At 65.4% G+C, this 21983-nt stretch carries 21 protein-coding genes; 18 read left to right on the top strand and 3 right to left on the bottom strand.

The genetic code is table 11. The features are described 5' to 3' along the window. Positions 1–95: 95 nt before the first annotated feature. The 10 genes from ltnD (at position 96) to HALO32_RS00380 (ending at position 10272) form a co-directional block, all read left to right on the top strand. Complete coding sequence (ltnD, locus tag HALO32_RS00425; RefSeq protein WP_267902479.1) at positions 96–1022, top strand: L-threonate dehydrogenase; 927 nt, start codon at positions 96–98, stop codon at positions 1020–1022. Between the two features lie 2 nt (positions 1023–1024). Next, positions 1025–2332: a 3-oxo-tetronate kinase gene (gene otnK, locus HALO32_RS00420; RefSeq protein WP_151441806.1), complete on the top strand. Its 1308-nt coding sequence runs from the start codon at positions 1025–1027 to the stop codon at positions 2330–2332. Next, positions 2329–2976, top strand: a complete 648-nt coding sequence (gene otnC, locus HALO32_RS00415; protein WP_151441805.1) for a 3-oxo-tetronate 4-phosphate decarboxylase — start codon at positions 2329–2331, stop codon at positions 2974–2976. The genes otnK and otnC overlap by 4 nt, the downstream gene beginning before the upstream one ends. A 23-nt stretch (positions 2977–2999) precedes the next feature. Beyond that, complete coding sequence (gene otnI, locus HALO32_RS00410; RefSeq protein WP_151441804.1) at positions 3000–3794, top strand: 2-oxo-tetronate isomerase; 795 nt, start codon at positions 3000–3002, stop codon at positions 3792–3794. Between the two features lie 53 nt (positions 3795–3847). Then, positions 3848–4810, top strand: a complete 963-nt coding sequence (gene denD, locus HALO32_RS00405) for a D-erythronate dehydrogenase (protein WP_151441803.1) — start codon at positions 3848–3850, stop codon at positions 4808–4810. An 87-nt stretch (positions 4811–4897) separates the two neighbouring features. Then, the gene (locus HALO32_RS00400) at positions 4898–5890 is read left to right on the top strand and encodes a TRAP transporter substrate-binding protein (RefSeq protein ID WP_151441802.1); all 993 of its coding nucleotides are present in this window, start codon (positions 4898–4900) and stop codon (positions 5888–5890) included. 59 nt (positions 5891–5949) lie between these two features. Next, positions 5950–6558, top strand: a complete 609-nt coding sequence (locus HALO32_RS00395) for a TRAP transporter small permease (RefSeq protein ID WP_151441801.1) — start codon at positions 5950–5952, stop codon at positions 6556–6558. Further along, positions 6555–7829 carry a TRAP transporter large permease gene (locus HALO32_RS00390; protein WP_040183504.1) on the top strand — a complete coding sequence of 425 codons (1275 nt, stop codon included), beginning with the start codon at positions 6555–6557 and terminating at the stop codon, positions 7827–7829. Before HALO32_RS00395 ends, HALO32_RS00390 begins: the two co-directional genes overlap by 4 nt. Before the next feature lie 68 nt (positions 7830–7897). Then, positions 7898–9358 carry an aldehyde dehydrogenase family protein gene (locus tag HALO32_RS00385; RefSeq protein ID WP_225809602.1) on the top strand — a complete coding sequence of 487 codons (1461 nt, stop codon included), beginning with the start codon at positions 7898–7900 and terminating at the stop codon, positions 9356–9358. A 35-nt stretch (positions 9359–9393) separates the two neighbouring features. Further along, the gene (locus HALO32_RS00380; protein ID WP_151441800.1) at positions 9394–10272 is read left to right on the top strand and encodes an NAD(P)-dependent oxidoreductase; all 879 of its coding nucleotides are present in this window, start codon (positions 9394–9396) and stop codon (positions 10270–10272) included. A gap of 102 nt (positions 10273–10374) precedes the next feature. On the opposite strand, the gene HALO32_RS00375 is transcribed toward HALO32_RS00380, so the two are convergent. Beyond that, positions 10375–10965, bottom strand: coding sequence for a biliverdin-producing heme oxygenase (locus HALO32_RS00375; protein WP_192576402.1), 591 nt, complete (start codon positions 10963–10965; stop codon positions 10375–10377). Between the two features lie 111 nt (positions 10966–11076). Between HALO32_RS00375 and HALO32_RS00370 the strand changes: the two genes are divergently transcribed. The 3 genes from HALO32_RS00370 to ahpF all read left to right on the top strand — a co-directional run bounded on the left by HALO32_RS00370 (position 11077) and on the right by ahpF (position 13893). Continuing rightward, positions 11077–11469: a ribonucleotide reductase subunit alpha gene (locus HALO32_RS00370; protein ID WP_151441798.1), complete on the top strand. Its 393-nt coding sequence runs from the start codon at positions 11077–11079 to the stop codon at positions 11467–11469. Between the two features lie 137 nt (positions 11470–11606). Next, entirely contained in the window at positions 11607–12170 is a 564-nt protein-coding gene (ahpC, locus tag HALO32_RS00365; protein WP_151441797.1) for an alkyl hydroperoxide reductase subunit C, read from the top strand. Positions 12171–12339: 169 nt separating this feature from the next. After that, positions 12340–13893, top strand: a complete 1554-nt coding sequence (gene ahpF / locus HALO32_RS00360) for an alkyl hydroperoxide reductase subunit F (RefSeq protein WP_151441796.1) — start codon at positions 12340–12342, stop codon at positions 13891–13893. A 57-nt stretch (positions 13894–13950) separates the two neighbouring features. Here ahpF and HALO32_RS00355 read toward each other — a convergent pair whose 3' ends face one another. Next, positions 13951–16038 (bottom strand): sensor domain-containing diguanylate cyclase, encoded by a 2088-nt coding sequence (locus HALO32_RS00355; protein ID WP_151441795.1) that lies wholly within the window; start codon positions 16036–16038, stop codon positions 13951–13953. A 316-nt stretch (positions 16039–16354) separates the two neighbouring features. Between HALO32_RS00355 and HALO32_RS00350 the strand changes: the two genes are divergently transcribed. Then, positions 16355–17146, top strand: coding sequence for an EAL domain-containing protein (locus tag HALO32_RS00350; RefSeq protein WP_151441794.1), 792 nt, complete (start codon positions 16355–16357; stop codon positions 17144–17146). Positions 17147–17153: 7 nt separating this feature from the next. Here the strand turns inward: HALO32_RS00350 and HALO32_RS00345 are convergent, their stop codons facing one another. Next, positions 17154–17519, bottom strand: a complete 366-nt coding sequence (locus HALO32_RS00345) for a DUF6164 family protein (RefSeq protein WP_151441793.1) — start codon at positions 17517–17519, stop codon at positions 17154–17156. A gap of 515 nt (positions 17520–18034) precedes the next feature. Between HALO32_RS00345 and HALO32_RS00340 the strand changes: the two genes are divergently transcribed. From HALO32_RS00340 to ccmI, 4 genes are read left to right on the top strand one after another with little or no spacing between them, the layout of a single operon-like run. Beyond that, positions 18035–20044, top strand: a complete 2010-nt coding sequence (locus HALO32_RS00340) for a heme lyase CcmF/NrfE family subunit (RefSeq protein WP_151441792.1) — start codon at positions 18035–18037, stop codon at positions 20042–20044. Next, positions 20044–20589 (top strand): DsbE family thiol:disulfide interchange protein, encoded by a 546-nt coding sequence (locus HALO32_RS00335; RefSeq protein WP_151441791.1) that lies wholly within the window; start codon positions 20044–20046, stop codon positions 20587–20589. Before HALO32_RS00340 ends, HALO32_RS00335 begins: the two co-directional genes overlap by 1 nt. Continuing rightward, a complete protein-coding gene (locus HALO32_RS00330) occupies positions 20589–21071 on the top strand; it encodes a cytochrome c-type biogenesis protein (protein WP_151441790.1) in 483 nt (160 codons plus the stop codon). Before HALO32_RS00335 ends, HALO32_RS00330 begins: the two co-directional genes overlap by 1 nt. A 15-nt stretch (positions 21072–21086) precedes the next feature. Continuing rightward, positions 21087–21983, top strand: a complete 897-nt coding sequence (gene ccmI, locus HALO32_RS00325) for a c-type cytochrome biogenesis protein CcmI (RefSeq protein WP_151441789.1) — start codon at positions 21087–21089, stop codon at positions 21981–21983.

Below are 21983 nucleotides of genomic sequence, written 5' to 3'. Positions count from 1 at the left end.
TAGAACTATGTTAGCGCTAACATGTTAGCGCTACCACCATGAAATAAAGGACATAGACAAGCACGCGACCACCGGGAGATCGAAAGGTGAGCGACATTTCCGCAAGCACGCCTCGCATAGGGGTCGTTGGTCTAGGGGCCATGGGCATGGGTACGGCCACCGCACTGCTCGAACAGGGGCTTGCGGTGACCGGCTGTGATGTATCGGCCCAGGCACGCCAAGCCTTCGAGGCCAAGGGGGGGCGCGGCGCCGCGACTCCCGCGGAATTGGCGGCTCACTGCGACATCGTGCTGCTGGTGGTCGTCAATGCCGATCAGGTCGAGCAAGTGCTGTTCGGTGACCAGGGCCTGGTGGACGCCCTTGCCCCGGGTAAGGTGGTCCTGCAGTGCGCTACGGTGGCCCCCAGCTTCGCCCGCCGGTTAGGTGAGCGACTGGCTCAGGCCGGGGTCGAGATGCTCGATGCACCGATCAGCGGCGGAGCCGCCAAGGCGCTTGCCGGGCAGCTGTCGGTGATGGCCTCCGGCTCGCCGACAGCCTTCGACAAGGCCGCCCCGGCCCTCGACGGCATGGCCGCCACCGTCTATCGGCTGGGTGACGAGGCCGGCATCGGATCGAGCATGAAGCTGGTCAACCAGCTGCTCGCCGGCGTGCATATCGCCACCGCCGCCGAGGCCATGGCCCTGGGCATCCGCATGGGTCTCAATCCGGAGACCGTCTATGAGGTGATCACCCATTCGGCGGGCAATTCCTGGATGTTCGAGAACCGGGTGCCGCATATCCTCAAGGGAGACTATACGCCACTATCCGCCGTCGACATCTTCGTCAAGGACCTCAATATCGTCCACGACACCGGCCGCGAGCTGGCCCTGCCGACGCCGGTGGCATCTTCAGCACTTCAGCAGTTCACGGCGGCCAAGGGCGCCGGTTTCGGTCGCGAGGATGATGCGGCGGTGATCAAGGTCTACGAGCGGTTGTCGGGCATCACGCTGCCCGAAGCCGCCAACGACGAGGGGGAGGCCTGACCATGAGCATCGTGTTGGGTGCCATCGCCGACGACTTCACCGGGGCCACCGACCTTGCCAACAACCTGGTGCGCAGCGGCATGCGCTGCCTGCAGGTGATCGGTGTGCCGGAAGGAGAGATCGCGCTGAACGATGTCGATGCGGTGGTGGTGGCGCTGAAGTCCCGTTCCTGCCCGGCCGGCGAAGCCGTGGAAGAGTCCCTGGCGGCGCTGGCGTGGCTGCAGGCCCAGGGCGCCCGGCAGAGTTTCTTCAAGTACTGCTCGACCTTCGATTCCACCGACGCCGGCAATATCGGCCCGGTCGCCGATGCCCTGCTGGAGCGGCTGGGCAGTACCCAGACGGTGATGGTGCCGGCCTTCCCGGCCAACGGACGCACCGTCTATCAGGGTCACCTCTTCGTCGGCGACCGGCTGCTCAATGAGAGTGGCATGCAACATCATCCCCTCAACCCCATGCGCGACGCCGATCTGGTGCGGGTGCTGGGTCGCCAGACCCTCCAAGCGGTTGGCCTGGCAGCACGACCGGTGCTGGCAGCTGGTGCTGATGCCACGCGCGACCACCTTCGGTTCCTGGCGGAGCAGGGCGTGCGCCATGTGATCTGCGACACCCTCGACGACCAGGATCTCGAGGTGCTCGCCGAGGCACTTGTCGATTACCCCCTGGTGACCGGTGGCTCCGGCCTGGGTCAGGCGCTGCCCGAGCAGTATCGCCACCGCGGCTGGTTGGAGGAGGTCTCCGAACCAGGGCGGCTTTCGCCCAGCGCCGGCAGCGCGCTGGTGCTCTCCGGCAGTTGTTCACGCGCCACGCTTGGCCAGGTGGAGCATTTCCTTACGCGCCATCCCGGTTTTGCGCTGAACCCGCTGGCGTTGGCCGAGGGCGAGACCCACCTGGCCGAGGCCCTGGCCTTCGCCCGCGAGCATCTCGCCGCGGGTGAGCCGGTGCTGGTCTATGCCTCTGCCGATCCAGAACGGGTCAAGGCCGCCCAGGCGGTGCTGGGCGTCGAGCGCGCGGGTGAGGCGGTGGAGCAGGCCATGGGCCAGCTGGCGCGCACGCTGGTTGATGAGGGCGTCGGCAGGTTGGTGGTCGCCGGCGGTGAGACGTCGGGTGCGGTGGTCTCGGCGCTGGGCGTCCGTCAGCTGCGGATTGGTGGCCAGATCGATCCGGGGGTGCCCTGGACGCAGACCCCCTGGCCTGGCCGAGAGGCGCCGCTGTCACTGACGCTCAAGTCCGGCAACTTCGGCGGAAAGGATTTCTTCACTCGGGCCTTCACCATGCTGGAGCAAATGACCTCAGGAGAGGGGAGAGCATGAGCCGACACGACGAGACGCGACTGCGTGAACAGATCGCCACGCTGGGAAAGTCGCTGTTCGACAGGGGCCTGACCATGGGCTCCAGCGGCAACATCAGCTTGCGGCTGGACGACGGCGGCTGGCTGATGACGCCCACCAACGCTTGCCTGGGGCGCCTCGACCCGGCACGAATCTCGCGGCTCGACGGCGAGGGACGCTGGCAGGAGGGTGACAAGCCGACCAAGGAGCACTTCCTGCACATGGCCATGTATGCCGAACGTCCCCAGTCCGAGGCCATCGTGCATCTGCATTCGACCCATTCCGTGGCGGTCTCCTGCCTGCCGGATATCGATCGCAGTGACTGCATCCCCCCCCTGACCGCCTACTACGTGATGCGTGTCGGTCGTCTGCCGCTGGTCCCCTACCACATCCCGGGTGACCCTGCCCTGGGGGATGCCGTGCGTGGCCTGGCGGGGAAGCACAGCGCGGTGCTGTTGGCCAACCATGGCCCGGTGGTGGCCGGCAAGAGCCTGGAAGCGGCGGTCTACGCCACCGAGGAGTTGGAAGAGACCGCCAAGCTCTACCTGCTGCTGCACGGCCGCAACCCGCGCGCCCTGACCCCTGAGCAGGTGGCCGAGCTCGAGGCCCGCTTCCCCCGCGACTGATCCGATTCCACAAGGACCCGACCATGATTCGACTGGCCGCCAACCTGAGCATGCTGTTCAACGAGCATGATTTCCTCGACCGCTTCGCCGCGGCCGCCGAGGCAGGCTTTCGTGGCGTGGAGTATCTGTTTCCCTATGCCCATTCCCCCGAGGACATCAAGGCCGCCCTGGATGAGGCCGGCCTCGAGCAGGTGCTGTTCAACCTGCCGCCCGGAGACTGGGAGGCGGGTGAGCGGGGACTGGCCAGCCTGCCCGGACGCGAGGCCGAGTTTCGCGACTCGATGGTCGAGGCATTGCGCTATGCCGAGGTCCTGGCCTGTCCCAGGGTGCATGCCATGGCGGGCCTGCTGCCGCCGGAAGCCGACGAGGCGACCCGAGCGGCCCACCACGCGACCTATATCGACAACCTGCGCTTCGCCGCCGGAGAAGCGGCCAGAGCGGGTCGCGAGCTGTTGATCGAGCCGATCAACACCCGCGACATCCCCGGCTTCTTTCTGTCCCGCCAGGCCCAGGCCATGGCAGTGCTGGAGGAAGTGAACCACCCCAGCCTGCGTCTTCAGTTCGATCTCTACCACTGCCAGATCATGGACGGCGACCTGATCAAGCACCTGGAACGGCAATTCGACCGGATCGGTCATGTCCAGATCGCCGGGGTACCCCAGCGTCACGAGCCGGATGTCGGCGAGGTGCATTATCCGGCCATCTTCGATCGTCTCGAGGCCCTCGGCTACGCTGGCTGGATCGGCTGTGAGTATCGGCCGGCCGCGGGTACCCGCGAGGGGCTGGTCTGGGGACGCGAGCATGGGTTGGTGCCCTGATACCCCACGGCGCCTCTCGACAGCCATACAACGACAACAGGAACAGGATCAGCATGCATATCGTCATCACCGGCGGCGCCGGATTTCTCGGACAACGCCTCCTCGCCCGACTGCTCGAGCGGGGCGAACTCGACGGCCAGGCGATACGCCGCCTGACCCTGATCGACCAGGTCGAGCCGCAGGTACCGACCGCGACCGATGTGGAGATAGTCCCCCTGGCCATGGACATCACCGCGCCCCGGGCACTGGATGCCCTCCTGGCCGAGCGGCCGACGGTGATCTACCACCTGGCGGCGGTGGTCAGTTCCGCCGCCGAGGGCGACCTGGACCTGGGGATGCGGGTCAACTTCGATGCCACCCGGGCGCTCTTGGAGGGCTGCCGACACCATGCCCTTGCGGAGACGCGCCTGATCATGGCCAGCTCGGTGGCTGCCTACGGCGGCGACCTGCCCGACATCCTCGACGACATGACCGCCCTGCAGCCGCAGAATTCCTACGGCACCCAGAAGGCCATGTGCGAGCTGTTGATCAATGACTACGGCCGTCGCGGCCTCGTCGATGGCCGTGTCCTGCGCCTGCCGACCATCACCATTCGCCCCGGGCGCCCCAATGCGGCGGCCTCCAGCTTCGCCTCGAGCATCCTGCGCGAGCCCTTGAACGGCGAGGAGGCGACCTGTCCCGTACCGACCGACCTGGCGCTGTTCGTGATGTCGCCCGGCCGGGTGATCGAGGCGTTGATCCACGGCGCCGAGGTGCCACGGACAGACTGGGCTCCCTTCCGTGCCTTCATGCTGCCGGGCATCACGGTAACCGTGGCCGAGATGCTCGAGGCCCTGGGCGAAGTGGCCGGTGAAGAGGCCGTGTCCAGGGTACGTCATGAGCCGGACGAGGCTATCACCGCCATCGTCTCCAACTGGCCGGCGCGTTTCGACACCGCCAAGGCCCGGCGACTGGGGTTCGAGGGCGACCGGAATCTCCGGGAGATCATCGAGGCGTTCATCCGGGAACGCTCGTGAAACCGGCATCCGTCAGGGTGCCGATCTGGATGCGGGACGAGAACGCCGAGGCTCTCGTCGTCCCGACAACAACAAAGAGGAATCACTATGACCAAGCATTTCGCACGCCGCACGCTCGCCGTCGCTATCGGCGGTCTGACCGCCACGGCGCTTAGTCTCCAGGTCCAGGCCGCCACCGAGGTGACCCTGGGGCACACCCTGTCGGACAGCTCTCATTACTCGGTGGGCGCCGATGCCTTCAAGGAGACGCTGGAGCGGCTCTCTGATGGTGAGTTCACGGTCAACGAACATCCTTCCGGTTCGCTCGGTGGCGAGCGGGCGATGATCGAAGGCCTGCAGATCGGCACCGTGGATGTGGTCATCACCTCCACCGGGCCGCTGGGCAACTTCGTGCCCGAGACCTATGTACTCGACCTGCCGTTCCTGTTCGAGGACTACGACCAGGCGCGCTGTGTGCTCGATGGCGAGATCGGCGAAGAACTGTTGACCAAGATGAGTGACCATAACCTGGTCGGCCTGGCCTGGTCGGAGAATGGCTTTCGCCACATGACCAACAGCCTGCGTGAGATCAATACGCCGGAGGATGCGGAAGGGCTGAAGGTGCGCACCATGGAGAACCGGGTGCACCAGGAAGCCTTCCGGCAGTTGGGCGCCAGCCCTACGCCGATGGCGTTTCCCGAGCTCTTCACGGCGCTGCAGCAGGGCACCGTGGATGGCCAGGAGAACCCCATCACGGTGATCGTGGCGACCAACTTCTGGGAGGTGCAGGATCATCTGTCGCTCACCGGACACGTCTATTCGCCCGCTGCCATCCTGGGGTCGCCGATCCTGCTCGATGGCCTGAGCGACGAAGAGCGCGAGTGGTTCAACCAGGCCGCTCAAGCGTCGGCCGAAGCCACTCGCGAGGAAGTCAGCCGTCTCGAGGAAGAAGGTGTGGCGCTGCTGCGTGAGAAGGGCATGACCGTCAAGACCGATGTCGACCCGGCGCCGTTCCAGGAGGCGGTCGAACCCGCCTACGAGATCTATACCGATGAGTACGGCAGCGAGATGCTGGATCGTATCCGCGCCAGCGACTGCTGATCCCACCCAACCTCCGGCGACCACGCCGGAGGTTTCCTTTTCCTGACAAGGTGATCCCGATGCTCTCCTGGTTTCTTCGCCTGGAAAGCCTGCTGACCCGGCTAGCGCTGGTGATCGCGGTGGTGATGCTGATCATCTCCGTGTCGCTGGGTTTCTTTCAGGTTCTGACGCGCTTCATCTTCAACGCGCCCTCCACCTGGTCGGAAGTGATCTCGCGTTCCACCATGATCTGGTGCGTGTTCATGGGGGCGGCGGCCACCTTCCGTGGTGGCTACATGATGGCCGTGGAACTGGTCTACAAGCTGGTACCGCGTCGAACCCTGCTGGCGCTCGAGATAGTCATCGGCGCCTGCTGTCTGCTGGTTCTCGGTGTCCTGATGGTTTACGGCATCCAGATGACGCTTCGGGTACGCAGCCAGATGCTCTCGGGCCTGGGCATGTCCATCGCCTGGTCCTATGCCGCGATTCCCACCGGGAGTGCCTTCGCCATGGTAGCGGTGATCGCCCGATTGATTTCCCAGGGCCTCGGGCTGGAGAAGCTGGGCCCGGAGAACAGCAATCTGGCTCCCGAGGTGGAGGTGGAGGCGGATGTGGTTCAAAAGGCGCGCTCCACCCTGGCCGAGGGGGAGACCGGCGATAGATCGGTCAACGGAGGTGATCGTCCATGAACCTCGTCATTGGCCTCTCGCTGATCATCCTCTTTGCCTTCGGCGTTCCCATTGCCATCTCGATCATCCTGGCCTCGATCATCGGTATCGAATTCTTCTCGCGACTGCCTCTGCTGATGGTGCCGCAACAGGTCTTCGTGGGCATCGACCATTTCCCCTTGATGGCCATTCCGTTCTTCATTCTGGCCGGCAACCTGATGGCCTCGGGAGGGATATCCAGCCGCCTGGTCGATCTGGCCAAGTCCATCGTCGGCGGTGTCCAGGGCGGCCTGGCCATGACCTGCGTGTTGACCTGCATGATGTTTGCTGCGGTATCGGGGTCGAGCGTGGCCACGACCTTCGCCATCGGCGCCATCCTGATCCCGGCCATGGTGCGCCATGGCTATCCCACGCCACTGGCGGCCTCCATTCAGGCGTCCTCCGCCGAACTGGGCGTGCTGATCCCCCCCTCGATTCCGTTGATCCTCTATGGCGTCAGCACCGATACCTCCATCGGTCAGCTGTTCATCGCCGGTATCGGCCCCGGGGTGCTGATCGGTGGTGCCTTGCTGCTGTTTCTTTACCTCTTCTGCAAGCTGCGTGGCTATGGCCTGCAGGATCGCGAGGATCGCAGCCACTTTACGGTGGCCTTCAAGCGTGCCTGGGCGGCCATCCTGATGCCGGTGGTGGTGATCGGCGGGATCTATGGCGGTATCTTCACGCCCACCGAAGCCTCGGCGGTGGCGGTCTTCTATGCCTTGGCGGTGGGCGGACTGCTCTACCGCGAGCTGCGTCTGAAGGATCTCTGGCCGATCCTGCGCCAGAGCGTGATATCCACGGCGGCGGTGATGCTGATCATCGCCGCGGCGGCCCTGTTCAGCTTCTTGATCAGCCGTTCGGGCTTGCCGGGCGAGATCGCCGCCTGGGTGAATCAGGTGTTCGAGAGCCCCTGGGCCTTCCTGCTGGCCGTCAATGGGTTGCTGCTGATGGTGGGGATGTTCATCGAGACCTCGGCGGCGATTCTGGTGCTGGCGCCGATCCTGACGCCGATCGCTATCCAGTTCGGCATTCAGCCGGTGCATTTCGGGCTGATCATGGTCGTCAATCTTGCTCTGGGCATGATTACCCCGCCACTGGGTGTGAACCTCTTCGCCGCCTGTGCGGTGGCCAAGATCTCCATCGACGAGATGCTGCCCTGGCTGGTGCCTTTCGTGCTGGTAGTGCTGGCCTGCCTCATGGGGATCACCTATATGCCCTGGATATCCATGGGACTGGTCGACCTGCTGTATTGAATTAAAGGTACGCCGCTACCGGAATCCTGTCGGGGTGGCGAAGACAACCATGACAAGGAGTCCACGACGTGCAGTCCTTACCCGAGATGCCCTACCACCATGCCCTGATCGGTGGCGCCTGGGTTGACACCCGCTCGACCCTGGACGTGGAGGCACCTTCCCACGGCAAGACGATCGCGCGGATCGCCCGCTGCGAGGGAGCAGAGATCGACCAGGCCGTCGAGGCGGCATGCCTGGCCTTTTCCGGTCAACTGGGCGACTGGTCGCAATGGGCGGCGCGACGCCGCAGCGAGTGGCTGCTGGGCTTCGCCGCGGCCATCGAGGCCGATCATGAGAGGTTGTCGGCCCTGGAGTGCCTCGACACGGGCAAGCCGATGACCCAGGCCCGTGGTGATATCACTGCCTGTGCGCGCTACTTCCGCTTCTACGGCGGGGCCGCCGACAAGCTGCACGGCGAGACGATTCCCTTCGAGAACGACTTTGCGGTGATGACGTTGCGCGAGCCCTACGGCGTCTGCGCCCAGATCATTCCCTGGAACTACCCCGCCCAGATCTTCGGCCGCTGCGTCGCCGCGGCACTGGCGGCCGGTAATGCCGTGGTGCTCAAACCCGCCGAGGACGCCTGCCTGAGCGTGCTGCGCCTCGCCGAGCTGGCCGTGGAGCACGGTTTGCCGGCGGGAGTGCTCAATGTTGTGCCCGGTCTGGGTCGAGAGGCGGGGGCCGCCCTGGCGGCACACCCGCATATCGATCACCTCTCTTTCACCGGCTCGCCGGAGACCGGCACCCTGGTGGCTCAGGCTGCGGCGACACATCACGTCCCGGTGACCATGGAGCTGGGCGGCAAGTCCCCGCAGCTTCTCTTCGCCGATGCGGACCTGGAGGCGGCGCTACCCTTCGTGGTGCGCGGCATCATCCAGAACGCCGGCCAGACCTGCTCCGCGGGGAGTCGCCTGCTGGTGCAGCGCGACATTGCCGATAAGGTGCTGGAGCGGCTGGCCGAACGGTTCGAGACCCTGCGCTGCGATGCCGGCGAAGCGGACGCTGACTGCGGCCCGCTGATCAATGCACGACAGAAGGCCAGGCTGGAGGCTCGCCTGGAAGCAGCCCGCGACGACGGCATTCGCACTCTGGCCCACGGGCGAATGGCGGAAGGAGCACCGGCTGGGGGGTACTACGTGACCCCCCAACTGCTGACCGACATCCCCGAGGGTCATGAGGTGCTGCAAGAAGAGCTGTTCGGGCCCGTACTGGCGGTGCAGGTCTTCGACGATGAAGCCGAGGCGCTGGCCTTGGCCAATGCTACCGACTTTGGGTTATGCGCCGGCATCTGGACGCGTGACGGTGGACGGCAGTTACGGCTCGCCAAGGGCATTCGCAGCGGCCAGGTCTTCATCAACAACTACGGGGCGGCGGGCGGGATCGAGTTGCCCTTCGGGGGTGTCGGTCGCTCCGGCCATGGCCGCGAGAAGGGCTTCGAGGGCCTGAGAAGCTATACCCGCATCAAGACGGTCGCCATCCGCCACGGCTGAGACCGGGATCATCCCACCCATTCTGGAGCAAGCTGATGAGTCATACCTTTCGTGTCGGCATGGTAGGCCTGGGCCTGATGGGCCACGGCATCGCCCGCAATATTCTCAAGGGCGGCCACCGGCTGTGTTTCCTCGAGCATCCCGGCAATCAGCCGGTGGATGACCTGCTGGATGCCGGAGCGGTGGCGAAGGCGTCGGGGTGCGAGGTCGCCGAGGACGCTGACGTGATCCTGCTCTGCGTCACCGGCTCCCCCCAGGTGGAGGCGGTCCTCTTCCAGCCGGGGGGTGTCCTGGAGGGGCTGGCCCCGGGGAGTCTCGTGATCGACTGTTCCACGGCCCTGCCCAGTTCCACCGAGCGTGTCGCGCAGCGCGTCAGCGAGGCCGGTGGGCGCTTCATGGATGCGGCCATGACCCGTACCCCGAAGGAAGCCGAGGAGGGGCGCCTCAATCTGATCGTCGGCGCCCCCGCGGACCTGCTCGCCGAGGTGAAACCCCTGCTAGAGGACTTTGCCGAGAACATCGCCCATGCGGGAGGCGTCGGAGCCGGGCATACCCTCAAATTGCTGCACAACTATGTCTCCCTGGGATTCTCGGCGGTACTCGCGGAGGCCACGGCGGCCTCGCGTCGTGCCGGCATCGACGACACGGCCCTGCTCGAGGTGCTCGGCAAGGGCGGCGGGGGCGGTGTCATCCTCGAGCGCCTGAGGCCCTATATCGAGCGCGGCGACCCCTCGGGCTTCCGCTTCAGCGTGGCCAACGCCAGCAAGGATATCGGCTACTACCACGCCATGACCGACGAACTCGGCGTAGCGCGTGGCGTGGCGACGGGCGTTCGCGATCTCTACGCCGCCATCGAGGATCAGGGGCTATCCGTGCCGGAGGTCATCGGTGTCCTGGAGCGGGACAGACACTGAGCTGCGGGGTCAGCCATCTGGGCCAGAAGAGAGGGCCCCTGGTCGCCAAGGGCTCTATGAGCGATGCCTGGAACTTCGTCTGCGCTCGGCGATGGTGTCCCGCTAGCCATGGGGCTGCAGCAGTTGGAAACGGGTGTCCAGGTGGTAGCGGAATCGGGCGAATGCCTCGTGGGCGCCCGCTTCGGCGGCGTCCCGGTCGTCGTGTGGGCAGAGCGCCTCGAGTTCGGCCAGTCGCCGCAGCCACTCCCCGGGGGCCATGTCCAGGGAGAAGAAGGCGTGCGGCACCTCGGGGCCCAGGGTGCGGCGCAGGCGCTCCGCGATTACCCGCCCTCCCAGGCGTGAGCCCTCCAGCACATAGAGCCGGCCCACCAGGGTGGCGACAGAACCCGGGGGATACAGGGCATTGACGGCAGCCGCCTGCGGGGTCAGGCCGAGGCTGCCGAGGTCATCGGCGAGGCGCGCCAGACGCCGCGGCATCTCGAGCCCCAGGCCGAGCCGCTCGATCTCCTCGCAGACCGCGGTCTCCAGCGCCGCATGGGCGGGATACAGGGCCAGCAGCGAGGCGGCATAGTCCTCCCGCGTCAGTCTCGCGGCGAGCAGGCGCTGCAGGGCCGGATGGTGGTCCAGCGCGCGGTGTGCTTCTCGGGTGGCATCACGCAGCTGACGGGCCAGCGGTGGGGTAGGGGGGGGCATCGGCGCTCCGGAACGTGATCTGGGTCGCATGGGCCGAGAATACCCCTTTCCGAAGCGGAGCCGGCCCGTTACGCTGCCGCCACGATATCATCCCGATCCGGAGGAGTACCCGTGGCCATTTCCTGTTTTGCCGACCTGCTGGACGAAGCACGTTCCCAGCCAGAGCCGCAGCGCCTGCTGTTCGTCTTCACCCGCGCCGAACTGCCGGACCATCCCAACGAGGTGCAGCGGCGTCGCTTCGAGCAGGGCGAGGGCGGCGTGCTGACGCCGGTGGTCTGCGTCGACAAGGCTCCCGAGACGCTGTCCGACATGGCCGCGCTGGTGGCGGAATCCCGGGAGACCGGGGCCGACTGGGACATCGTCTTCGTGGCAGCCCTGGCCGGTGAGGACGCCCAGGCCCAGGCCGAGCAGCACCTCAACCGCATGGTGGAGTCGCTCAAGATGGGCAACATTTCCCAGTTCCTGGCCTTCGATCGTCAGGGCGAGGCGGTGAGCATCGGCTGACGCTGAATCGTCATCTCCATAGGGTTGAATTATCAGGGTGATGGCGCCATTCAATTTACGCTATCGAGTGATGCGGGCTATCATGCGCCTCGTATCGCCGCCACGTATTCAACGAAAGTCGAAAGGAGCACTACCGAATGTCGCTGCTGAACACCGAAGTCAAGCCGTTCAATGCCACCGCCTACTACAACGGCGAGTTCATCGATGTCTCCGAGGAGAGCCTGAAGGGGCAGTGGAATATCTTCTTCTTCTATCCGGCCGACTTCACCTTCGTCTGCCCCACCGAGCTGGGCGATCTGGCAGACAACTATGAGGCATTCAAGAAGCTGGGCGTCGAGATCTATAGCGTCTCCACCGACACCCACTTCACTCACAAGGCGTGGCACGACAGCTCCGAGACCATCAACAAACTGCAGTATCCGATGCTGGCCGATCCGACTCACACCATCTCGCGCAACTTCGAGGTGCTGATCGAGGAAGATGGCGTCGCCGAGCGCGGTACCTTCGTGGTCGATCCCGACGGCAAGATCCAGATCATCGAGCTGAACGCCGGCAATATCGGCCGTAACGCCGAAGAGCTGTTGCGCAAGGTCAAGGCCGCCCAGTACGTGCGCGCCAACCCGAACGAAGTCTGCCCGGCTAAGTGGGAAGAAGGCGAAGCGACCCTCTCCCCGTCCCTGGACCTGGTCGGCAAGATCTAAGAGCCCCCTGCCGGCGAGGCCCGTCCCGGCCACGCCTGCCCCCGCCCGGGTATCCCCTGCCCGGGCCCTGATTTCCGGAAGCATGAGCGAACTGGGCCTCCCCGCATGGGATGTCCCGGTCCCCTCATGCCTCCACCCCGATACCCGAACATGAAGGATTGACGCTGTCATGTTGGACGACAATCTGAAAAGCCAGCTCAAAGCCTATCTGGAAAAGGTCACCCAGCCCTTCGAGATCGTCGCGTCCCTCGATGACGGCGCCAAGTCGAAGGAGCTGCATGGCCTTCTTACCGATATCGTCGGCCTGACCGACAAGATCACCCTGAAGCTCGATGGCCAGGACGCGCGCCGTCCCTCCTTCGCGCTCAATCGCCCCGGCGAGGAGACCGGCGTGATGTTCGCCGGCCTGCCCATGGGCCACGAGTTCACCTCCCTGGTGCTGGCGCTGCTGCAGGTCGGCGGTCACCCGCCCAAGGCCTCGGATGAGGTGGTCGAGCAGATCAAGGGCCTCGAGGGTGAGATGCGCTTCGAGACCTACTTCTCGCTCTCCTGCCAGAACTGTCCGGACGTGGTCCAGGCGTTGAACCTGATGGCCATCCTCAACCCGGGTGTCCACCACGTCGCCATCGACGGTGCGCTGTTCCAGGATGAGGTGAAGCAGCGCGAGATCATGTCGGTGCCCAGCGTCTACCTCAACGGCGAGCCCTTCGATCAGGGCCGCATGAGCCTGGAGCAGATCCTCGCCAAGGTGGACACCGGTGCCGCCGAGCGTGAGGCCGCCAAGCTAGGTGAGAAGCCGACCTTCGACACCCTGATGATCGGCGGTGGGCCCGCCGGCGCGGCGGCAGCCGTTTACGCCGCCCGCAAGGGGATCCGCACCGGGGTGGCCGCCGAGCGCTTCGGCGGCCAGGTGCTCGACACCATGGCCATCGAGAACCTCATCTCTGTGCCCCACACCGAGGGTCCCAAGCTGGCCGCGGCGCTGGAGGAGCACGTCAAGGAGTATGAGGTCGACATCATGAACCTGCAGCGGGCGGTCAAGCTGCTGCCCGGCCAGCCCGGTGAGGAGCACGAGGTACAGTTCACGTCCGGGGCCAGTCTGAGGAGCAAGACCCTGGTGCTGGCTACCGGCGCTCGTTGGCGCGAGATGGGCGTGCCCGGCGAGGCCGAGTACCGCAACAAGGGGGTGGCATACTGCCCCCACTGCGACGGCCCACTGTTCAAGGGCAAGCGCGTGGCGGTAATCGGTGGCGGCAACTCCGGCGTCGAGGCGGCCATCGATCTGGCCGGCATCGTCGGCCACGTCACCCTGGTCGAGTTCATGGACGAGATGCGCGCCGATGCGGTGCTGCAGAAGAAGCTGCACAGCCTCTCCAACGTGGAAATCATCCTCGGCGCCCGCACCACCGAGGTGAATGGCGATGGCAGGCGCGTCAAGGGTCTCACCTTCGAGGAGCGCGCCAGCGGCGAGATCCGCAAGGTCGAGCTGGAGGGAGTGTTCGTGCAGATCGGCCTGGTGCCCAATACCGAGTGGCTGCAGGATTCGCCCATCGAACTCTCCGAGCGCGGCGAGATCGTGGTCGACGCCCATGGCATGACCAGCGTGCCGGGCATCTTCGCCGCCGGCGATGTCACCACCGTGCCCTACAAGCAGATCGTCATTGCCATGGGTGAAGGCTCCAAGGCCGCCCTCGGTGCCTTCGATTACATCATTCGCCACTGACTCGGCGCCCGCCAGTGCTTCCATGCCCCGCCGGTGAGCCCGGCGGGGCATGGTCGTTCATGGGCGGAATGCCTTTGCAGCGCTGTCTGGTGCCTGCTCCACCCGGTTGCGGCCCCCTTCCTTGGCTCGGTACATGGCCTGGTCGGCCCGGGCGACCAGGGTCTTGCGGCTTTCGCCGGGTCGCCAGGCGGCCACGCCGATGCTGATGGTCACCCTGCCCAGTTTGCCCAGATCCAGCTCCTCGGTGCTCCGCCGCAGTCGCTCGGCGAGATGCATGCCGCCGACCGGGTCGCAATCGCTGGCCAGCACCAGGAACTCTTCGCCGCCCCAACGGCCCAGGTTGTCGGTGGGACGCAGGAGGTTCTGCAGGACACTGCAAAGCGTCACCAGCACTTCATCCCCAGCCTCATGTCCCTGAGTGTCATTGAAGTGCTTGAAGTGGTCGATGTCGAACAGCAGCACGGCGAAGGGTCTGTCGTGGCGTTCGGCGGCATTGAGTTCGGCGTCGATCGCCTGTTCCATGCGGTAGCGGTTCCAGATGCCGGTCAGGCTGTCGCTGTAGGCCAGGCTCTGGAGCTTGCGATTGGCACCGTGAAGCCTTTCATTGAGCTGGGCGATCTCGTGGTTGGAGGTCAGGACAGCCAGGTTCTTGGCCAGGTCCCCGGCGGCACGGCATTCGATATCCCGCCAGGCGCGACTCTGCCCCCTGACCTCATCCTGCCACTGGCTAAAGGAACGGCGTGGCGTGAGGATGAGCTGCCCGTCTCGGATCATGGGGGTATCCTCGGGCTTGCCGGCCCAGCGCCTGCTCTGTCGCTGCTCGTGGCGGAACAGCATCAGCCAGTGGGCTGACCCGGTGGGCAGGGCCACGGCGAGCAAGCCGCAGAGGTCGCCCTCCTGCCAGGGCGCGAGGGGTGTCGTGGCCAGTGCCTGGGTGTGCCAGAGAATGTTATGACGCTGGTTACGGCTGAGCCATTCGGCCATGGCGACCAGATTCTCCTCGGTTGGAAGGGCACCTATACCACTGCTCTCTTCCCCGGTGACCAGAGCGATGCCACTGGCACCCAAGAGCTTTAGCCATTGGGTGCCGTGACGCTGGACCAGGCCATCCGGCCCGAGAAGGCGTCCCCTCTCATCGGAGAGAATCTCGTTGCTGTCGTGGATGTCATGAAGGAGCTGGGTGTCGGCGCGCGCGCGAAGCAACATCATTCGTGGCATCGCGATCTGAGTCAGGGCGCACAGGGCATCACGCAGGTCGGCCTCCAGCGGCCTGGGTGTCAGGCCGTGACAGGCCAGCAGGCCCCAGAGCCTGCCCTCCTCGTGCATGGCTATCGACAGCGAGGCGCCGACGCCCATGTTGAAGAGGTACTCCTGGTGAATCGGCGCAACGGCACGCAGCACGCCCCGCGACATGTCCAGTGGCGCTGCCTCGCCGGGGCCACAGGGCGGTACCAGGGGAACCGCCGGCGCCGAGGCATCGGGGATGCTGCGCACCCGGTTGATGTCATAGAGCCGGCGCACCTGAGCAGGAATGTCACTGGCCGGGAAGTGGTGATCGAGGAAGCTCTCCGCCTCGGGCAGACGAGTCTCGGCGATCACCTGGCCGTTCCATCTCTCGTCGAAACGGTAGACCATGACCCGTTCGTGGCCAGTGAGCTCCTGCACCCGTCGCGTCAGAACATCGAGAAGGGTATCGATGTCGTCGACCTGCCCCACCTCCACCAGCCAGTTGTTCACCGTGTCCAGCAGACGATGCCCTTCCAAGCACATCAGGTGTTCCAGTTCCACGACGATAGCGTCGCCACTGTGATAGGCCACCGCGTGGAAGCGTCGTCGTTCGCCCCGCACCTCGCGCTGGGCGGTGAGAACGCAGGCCGAACTGTCCTGCTTCACCAGTTCAGTGTCCAGGAGGTCCAGCAACTCGTCGCCCAGCACCTCCCTCGGCTCGGCGGCCAGGGCATCCGCCACGCTGATACCCAGGAAGGCCTCGCTATTGGCGCTGACCTGGCGAACCCGCTCCAGGTCGGTATCCAGGCTCACCAGGCAGCCTGCCGGCTGGATGGCGCCGGGAATGTGAACCGGTTCACGGGCACAGGCCTCGAGGGCGGCGGCGATTTCGGCATCACTGAAATGGCTGTTGGGCATCTGCGAACTCCAGGCGTTGGGTCCAGCGTTTTGCCAGGGCAGCGACCGGTCGGGCCGGCGCTGACCTGGGGACCTCGCTCCAGCGTGTCGGGGGGATCAAGAGCTGGCATCTCATGGCGGAGTTCATGATGACACTACACCCTGGCCGAGGCGGGGTGAACTGTCCGGTGTCACCGACTGGACCCGCCGCGCAACTATTGCGTCGCCCTTCCGAGCTTGGGATAGTGAGTCGTTGGTAGCTGTCCTCGGCCAGTCATAGGTTTCCTCGAGCCCCTTGCCGTGGAATATACCGACAAGTACAGACAAGGAGTCGCCGATGTCGAGCTGTTCACGAGTCGCGGGAGAATGCGGGCGCTGCGACCGGGAGTTGCCCTTCGAGTTCACCATGGCTTTTCAGCCGATTGTCGACGTTGATGCGGCACGAATCACCACCTACGAGGCATTGGTACGGGGGCCGGCGGGCGAGTCGGCCTGGAGTATCCTCGCGCAGGTTACCGACGACCTGCTCTATCGTTTTGACCAGGCATGCCGGGTGCGGGCCATCGAGATGGCAAGTGCGCTGGGCATGCGTGAGAATCTGTCGATCAACTTCCTGCCCAATGCGGTCTATGAGCCCGAAGCCTGCATTCAGGCGACCCTGGACGTCTCGGCGCGGGTCGGCTGGCCCACCGAGCGCCTCGTCTTCGAGATCACCGAGACTGAACGGGTCAGGGATCGCCAGCACTTGCTCAACATTATCCAAGCCTACCGTACCATGGGCTTTACCACGGCCCTGGACGACTTCGGCAATGGCTATGCCAACCTGGACCTGCTGACCGACCTGACGCCCGACAACCTCAAGGTCGATCGTGAGCTGATCATGGGCTGCGATGGTGATCGTCGCCGCCAGATCCTGCTGAAGGCCGTGAAGCGACTGGCCGACGAGCTCGATATCCTGCTGATCGCCGAAGGCGTGGAGACCCGGGGGGAGGCACTCTGGCTGGCGCGGGCGGGCATTACACGCCAGCAGGGCTATTTCCATGCGCGACCGGCGGTGGCCGCACTGGCCGCGGACCTGGAGCCCGCCCTGACAGCACTGCGCGACGAGAGTCGCCGGCCGGGCGCCTGAAACGGGTTCAGCCGGCCATCCACAGGAAGGGCAGCAGCGAGAGAGCAAGCACGCCGGCGGCGAGCAGGGCGAACAGCAGCGTACGGATCGGCTGGCGCGTCAGGCGTCGCCATAGCGTAGGTGCCTCGCCGCGAGCGGCGAGGACATCATGCTCGTGCCGCATCCGTTCGCCGAGCGCGTGCTGGTAAGCGTCGATCAGTGCCCGGGCTCGCGGCAGCTCGTGCGGGTCGCGCAGCCAGATTGCCGCCACGCCCATCCCCCAGAAGCCCGCCCGGGTCTCGAAGGTATCCAGGCTATGCTCATCGAGCAGCCGGCGAACCTCCTCGGCTTCCTCGTCGGGCACATGGCGCAGATGGAACAACAAAACGGCCACCGTCACTCTCCTTGCGTGGCTGGGTCACCCAGCAGGGTGATACCGGACTTCTTTACCGTTGTCATTCTGCACGGGAACATCGATATCCGCGATGCCCTGTGCCTTGTGGCCGCCGGTCGGGGGAGACGGTATCTCCCCTTTAACCTGTCCCCGGCGCCTCTCGCTTCGTCTAACTGCGATTGCACTGGGCTCGGCGTGCCCCCGCTGGACTCATCGACACCTTGGCCGGGCAGACCCTGGCCACCCTCCTGAATGGCATTATCGTGCTGGTGCGGGCCGGCGAAAGACTCCTCCTGCTGCTGGAGCACAAGAGGATCTAGCCCCTGCTGACCCAAGGTTTGATATGGGTCACCAAAAGATGCATTTGGTATGGATTTTATTGGCCGGACCTTCGACCATGCCTCCTGAGCAGACCGAGTCGCGTCATCCGGCGCTTTCGGTCGGTAACACAGGAAGCGCGCTGCTGCCCCCGAGGGGCCTTGATCCGGCAGTGCCGAGGAAGAGAGGGCGGCGCCATGATGGCAGAACTCGGCAACTTCGCGTTGATCCTGGCGCTTTGTCTGGCGCTGGCCCAATGTTTTCTGCCCCTGCTGGGCGCGCAGGTCGGTGATCCGCGGCTGATGCGCTCGGGGCGATTCCTGGCCGCAGGCCAGTTCGTCCTGCTCTCTATCGCCTATGCGGTGCTGACCTGGGCCTTCGTGGTCAGCGATTTTTCGGTGCGCTACGTTGCCAGCAATTCGAGCCTCAGCCAGCCCCTCATCTACAAGGTGACCGCAGTATGGGGAGGACATGAAGGCTCACTGCTTCTCTGGGTGCTGATTCTTGGTGCCTGGGGCCTGGCCGTGGCGCGCTTCAGTCGCTCGCTGCCGCAGGAAATGCAGGCGCGGGTGCTGGGCGTGCTGGGCATGGTCTCGGTGGGCTTCATCGCCTTCACGGTGTTCACCTCGAATCCCTTCGATCGCATCGTCCCTGGGCCCGGCGAAGGTCGCGGAATGAACCCGTTGCTGCAGGATCCCGGGATGATCCTGCATCCGCCGCTGCTCTACATGGGCTATGTGGGCACGGCGGTCATCTTCGCCTTCGCCATCGCCGCGCTGCTCGGTGGGCGCCTGGATGCCGCCTGGGCGCGCTGGTCACGTCCCTGGACCATCGTGACCTGGGTGTTTCTCACCCTGGGTATCGCGGTCGGCTCCTGGTGGGCCTATTACGAGTTGGGCTGGGGTGGCTGGTGGTTCTGGGACCCCGTCGAGAATGCCTCCTTCCTGCCCTGGCTGATCGTCACCGCCCTGATCCACTCCCTGGCAGTGACCGAGAAGCGTGGTGGCTTCAAGGTGTGGACCCTGATGCTGGCCATTCTCGCCTTCGCGCTGACTGTGCTGGGTGCCTTCATCGTTCGCTCCGGGGTCATCACCTCGGTTCACGCTTTCGCCACCGACCCGGAGCGTGGGGTCTTCATCCTGGGCATGCTGACACTGACCCTGCTCGGGTCGTTGACCCTCTATGCTTGGCGGGCGCCGCGCGTGGGGCTCGGGGGAGCCTTCTCCTGGTATTCCCGTGAGTCGTTGCTGCTCGCCAACAACGTGCTGCTCACGGTGGCGTGTGCCGCCGTCTTCATCGGCACCCTCTATCCGCTGGCGCTGGATGCCTTCGGGCTGGGCAAGATCTCCGTGGGCCCGCCCTACTTCGATACGGTCTTCACCCCCCTGATGCTGCCGTTGCTCTTCCTCATCGGCCTGGGCCCCGCGGTGATGTGGAAACAGAGCAACCCACACGAGACCTTCCGGCGGCTGCGCTGGGCGCTGGCGGTCAGTGTGATCGCCGGCGGCCTCTGGCCGCTGGCGGTGGGTGCCTGGCGGCCGCTGACCGCGCTGTCACTGATGCTGGCGGTGTGGATCCTCGTCACCGCCCTGCTGGACATTCACAAGCGCCTGGGTAGCGCGAATCAGCCGTGGTCTGTCCGGATCAGAAGGGTCGCGAGGCCCAGCTTTATCGGCATGCATCTGGCCCACTTGGGGCTGGCGATGGTGGTGGTGGCTATCGCCATGGTCAACACCTACGAGATCGAGCGCGACGTTCGCCTGGAGCCCGGCGAGACGGCCTCGGTGGCGGGCTACGATTTCGCCCTGCAGCGCATCGAGGCCTTGCGCGGCGCCAACTGGGATGCCGACCAGGCCACCCTGGCGGTGACCCGCGACGGGCGCCCGGTGGCGACCCTCATGCCGCAACGGCGCTACTACGATACCCAGCCCGGCAATGCCATGAACCAGGCTGCGCTGCACCGTGCGCCAACGCGCGACATCTACGTCTCCTTGGGCGAGCGGCTGGAAGGTGACGCCTGGAGCTTCCGGCTCTACTACAAGCCCTACATGTTCTGGATGTGGAGTGGAGCCATCTTGCTGGCCTTCGGTGGGCTTCTGGCGGCCGCGGACAAGCGCTACCGTCTCTCCTCTCGGCGCACGAGCAACGCTCGTTCCCCTTCTGCGGTACCGCCGCAGGGCGGCGAGACACAGGGAGTAACCATCTGATGCGAGTTCGTCTGCTGTTGCCGCTGTTGGCCGTGGTGGCCCTGCTCGGGCTGCTCTTCCTCGGCCTGGGGCTCAACTCTCGTGAGCTGCCCTCACCGTTGATCGGCAAGCCGGCCCCGACCTTCGAGCTGGAGTCGCTGGAGGACGCCGAGCGGCTCGTCACCAAGGAGGACTTCATTGGTGAAGTGGTCCTGGTCAATGTCTGGGCCACCTGGTGCAGCACCTGCAGAGCCGAGAAACCGCTTCTGATGGAGCTGGCCCGGGGCGGAATCCCCATCCATGGGTTCAATTACCGCGATGACCGTGAGACAGCGCTGCGCTATCTCGACGTCAGCGACAATCCCTACAGGACCATCGCCTATGACCCGACCGGTGATGTCGGCATGGACTGGGGGGTCTATGCGACCCCCGAGACCTATGTACTGGATGCCCAGGGAGTCATTCGCTACAAGCGCATTGGCGCATTGAATCGGCAACTCTTGCTCGACGAGGTGCTGCCGCTGATCGAGACACTGCGTGCCGAGCAGGTAAGGGGGTCCTCGTGATGCGAACCATACCACTGGTGTTGTGCTGGCTGTCGGCCCTGGCCGCCTGGCTCTTGCCGGCGGGGCTGGCTCTGGCGATCGCCATCGGTGAACCGGTCGCCTTCCCGACCGAGGCACAGCAGCGACAGTACCAGACCCTGATCCGTGAGCTGCGTTGTACGGTCTGCCAGAGCGAGACCATCCACGAATCCAACGCCGAGCTAGCGGCCGACATGCGCCGCCGGGTCCGCGACATGACGCTGGCCGGTGACGATAGGGAGGCGATCATCGACTTCATGGTGCAGCGCTACGGCGACTATGTGCGCTATCGACCGCCACTGCAGGCCAATACGGCCGTGCTATGGGCCAGTCCCTTCCTGCTTCTGCTGATCGGTGCAGGGGTCTGGTGGCAGATCATTCGCGGGCGCAAGCGCATGTCACAGCGCCCTGCATTCACCGAGCAGGAACGCCAGGCGCTGGACCGACTGCGCCGAGGCGAGTGATTCCGGAGATTATCGATGAATGGCATCTTTCTGATTCTTGCCCTGGCGCTCTGTCTGATCGCGCTGGCCTTCCTGGTTGTTCCGTTGTTGCGCGAGCCACGCACGGAGTCGGTTCACTCCCATCGGACGACCCGCCTGGCGATGCATCGCGAACGTATCCGTGAGCTTGATCACGATCTGGCCGCTGGCACCCTCACCCCCTCGCAGCACGACGCTGCCATGGCCGACCTGGAGCGGGAATTGCTCGACAGTGGCGTGATCGACGCTAACGACGACGAGGGGCCGGGCCACCAGCCTCGCCGTCTGGCAGGCGCAGCGGCGTTCGTCAGCGTGGCCGCGCTCCCTTTCATGGCCGTGGGCATCTATCTGTGGGTGGGGCATGCCGATGAGGTGTTCGCGACCCGGCCAGCCGAACAGCGATCGGTGGTGCCCGAGTCGCAGGCGGTTTCGGAGAGCCAGCGACAGCGCGAGTTTCAGATGCTGACGCAACAGCTGCAGGGGCGCCTGGCCGAAGAGCCGGGCGACCTCGAGAGCTGGATTCTGCTGGGGCGCACTCTGGTGTTCCTCGAGGATCTGGAGGCTGCCGAGCGGGCGTTCCGCGAGGCCATGGCGCATGGCGGTGATCGCGCCCCGGACCTGCTGACCCGCTACGCCGATGTGCTGGCCGAACGCCAGGGCAGCCTGGATGGCGAGCCTCGGGTGCTGATCGAGCGTGCCCTGGCAATCGACCCCGACCATGCCCAGAGCTTGTGGATGGCTGGCACTCTCGCTCTGCAACAGGGGGAGCTGGCGGCGGCCCGTCGTCACTGGGAACGACTGCTGGCCTCACTGCCGCCGGATTCCGACGAGGCCGAGGTCATTCGCGGCAACCTGATGCAGCTCTCGCCGTCTGAGGCGGGAGGCACCTCGTGA

The organism is Halomonas lysinitropha (genome assembly GCF_902500215.1).
Taxonomy (GTDB): Bacteria; Pseudomonadota; Gammaproteobacteria; order Pseudomonadales; family Halomonadaceae; genus Halomonas; species Halomonas lysinitropha.
The sequence above is the reverse complement of the archived record's forward strand: the minus strand, read 5'-3'. Positions and strand labels throughout refer to the sequence as shown.

Bases quoted from the DNA above. Each gene is read 5' to 3' on its own strand.
- otnK (WP_151441806.1), top strand. From the start codon at position 1,025: ATGAGCATCGTGTTGGGTGCCATCGCCGACGACTTCACCGGGGCCACC.
- otnC (WP_151441805.1), top strand. From the start codon at position 2,329: ATGAGCCGACACGACGAGACGCGACTGCGTGAACAGATCGCCACGCTG.
- otnI (WP_151441804.1), top strand. From the start codon at position 3,000: ATGATTCGACTGGCCGCCAACCTGAGCATGCTGTTCAACGAGCATGAT.
- denD (WP_151441803.1), top strand. From the start codon at position 3,848: ATGCATATCGTCATCACCGGCGGCGCCGGATTTCTCGGACAACGCCTC.
- HALO32_RS00400 (WP_151441802.1), top strand. From the start codon at position 4,898: ATGACCAAGCATTTCGCACGCCGCACGCTCGCCGTCGCTATCGGCGGT.
- HALO32_RS00395 (WP_151441801.1), top strand. From the start codon at position 5,950: ATGCTCTCCTGGTTTCTTCGCCTGGAAAGCCTGCTGACCCGGCTAGCG.
- HALO32_RS00390 (WP_040183504.1), top strand. From the start codon at position 6,555: ATGAACCTCGTCATTGGCCTCTCGCTGATCATCCTCTTTGCCTTCGGC.
- HALO32_RS00380 (WP_151441800.1), top strand. From the start codon at position 9,394: ATGAGTCATACCTTTCGTGTCGGCATGGTAGGCCTGGGCCTGATGGGC.
- HALO32_RS00375 (WP_192576402.1), bottom strand. From the start codon at position 10,965: ATGCCCCCCCCTACCCCACCGCTGGCCCGTCAGCTGCGTGATGCCACC.
- ahpC (WP_151441797.1), top strand. From the start codon at position 11,607: ATGTCGCTGCTGAACACCGAAGTCAAGCCGTTCAATGCCACCGCCTAC.
- ahpF (WP_151441796.1), top strand. From the start codon at position 12,340: ATGTTGGACGACAATCTGAAAAGCCAGCTCAAAGCCTATCTGGAAAAG.
- HALO32_RS00355 (WP_151441795.1), bottom strand. From the start codon at position 16,038: ATGCCCAACAGCCATTTCAGTGATGCCGAAATCGCCGCCGCCCTCGAG.
- HALO32_RS00350 (WP_151441794.1), top strand. From the start codon at position 16,355: ATGTCGAGCTGTTCACGAGTCGCGGGAGAATGCGGGCGCTGCGACCGG.
- HALO32_RS00340 (WP_151441792.1), top strand. From the start codon at position 18,035: ATGATGGCAGAACTCGGCAACTTCGCGTTGATCCTGGCGCTTTGTCTG.
- HALO32_RS00335 (WP_151441791.1), top strand. From the start codon at position 20,044: ATGCGAGTTCGTCTGCTGTTGCCGCTGTTGGCCGTGGTGGCCCTGCTC.
- HALO32_RS00330 (WP_151441790.1), top strand. From the start codon at position 20,589: ATGCGAACCATACCACTGGTGTTGTGCTGGCTGTCGGCCCTGGCCGCC.
- ccmI (WP_151441789.1), top strand. From the start codon at position 21,087: ATGAATGGCATCTTTCTGATTCTTGCCCTGGCGCTCTGTCTGATCGCG.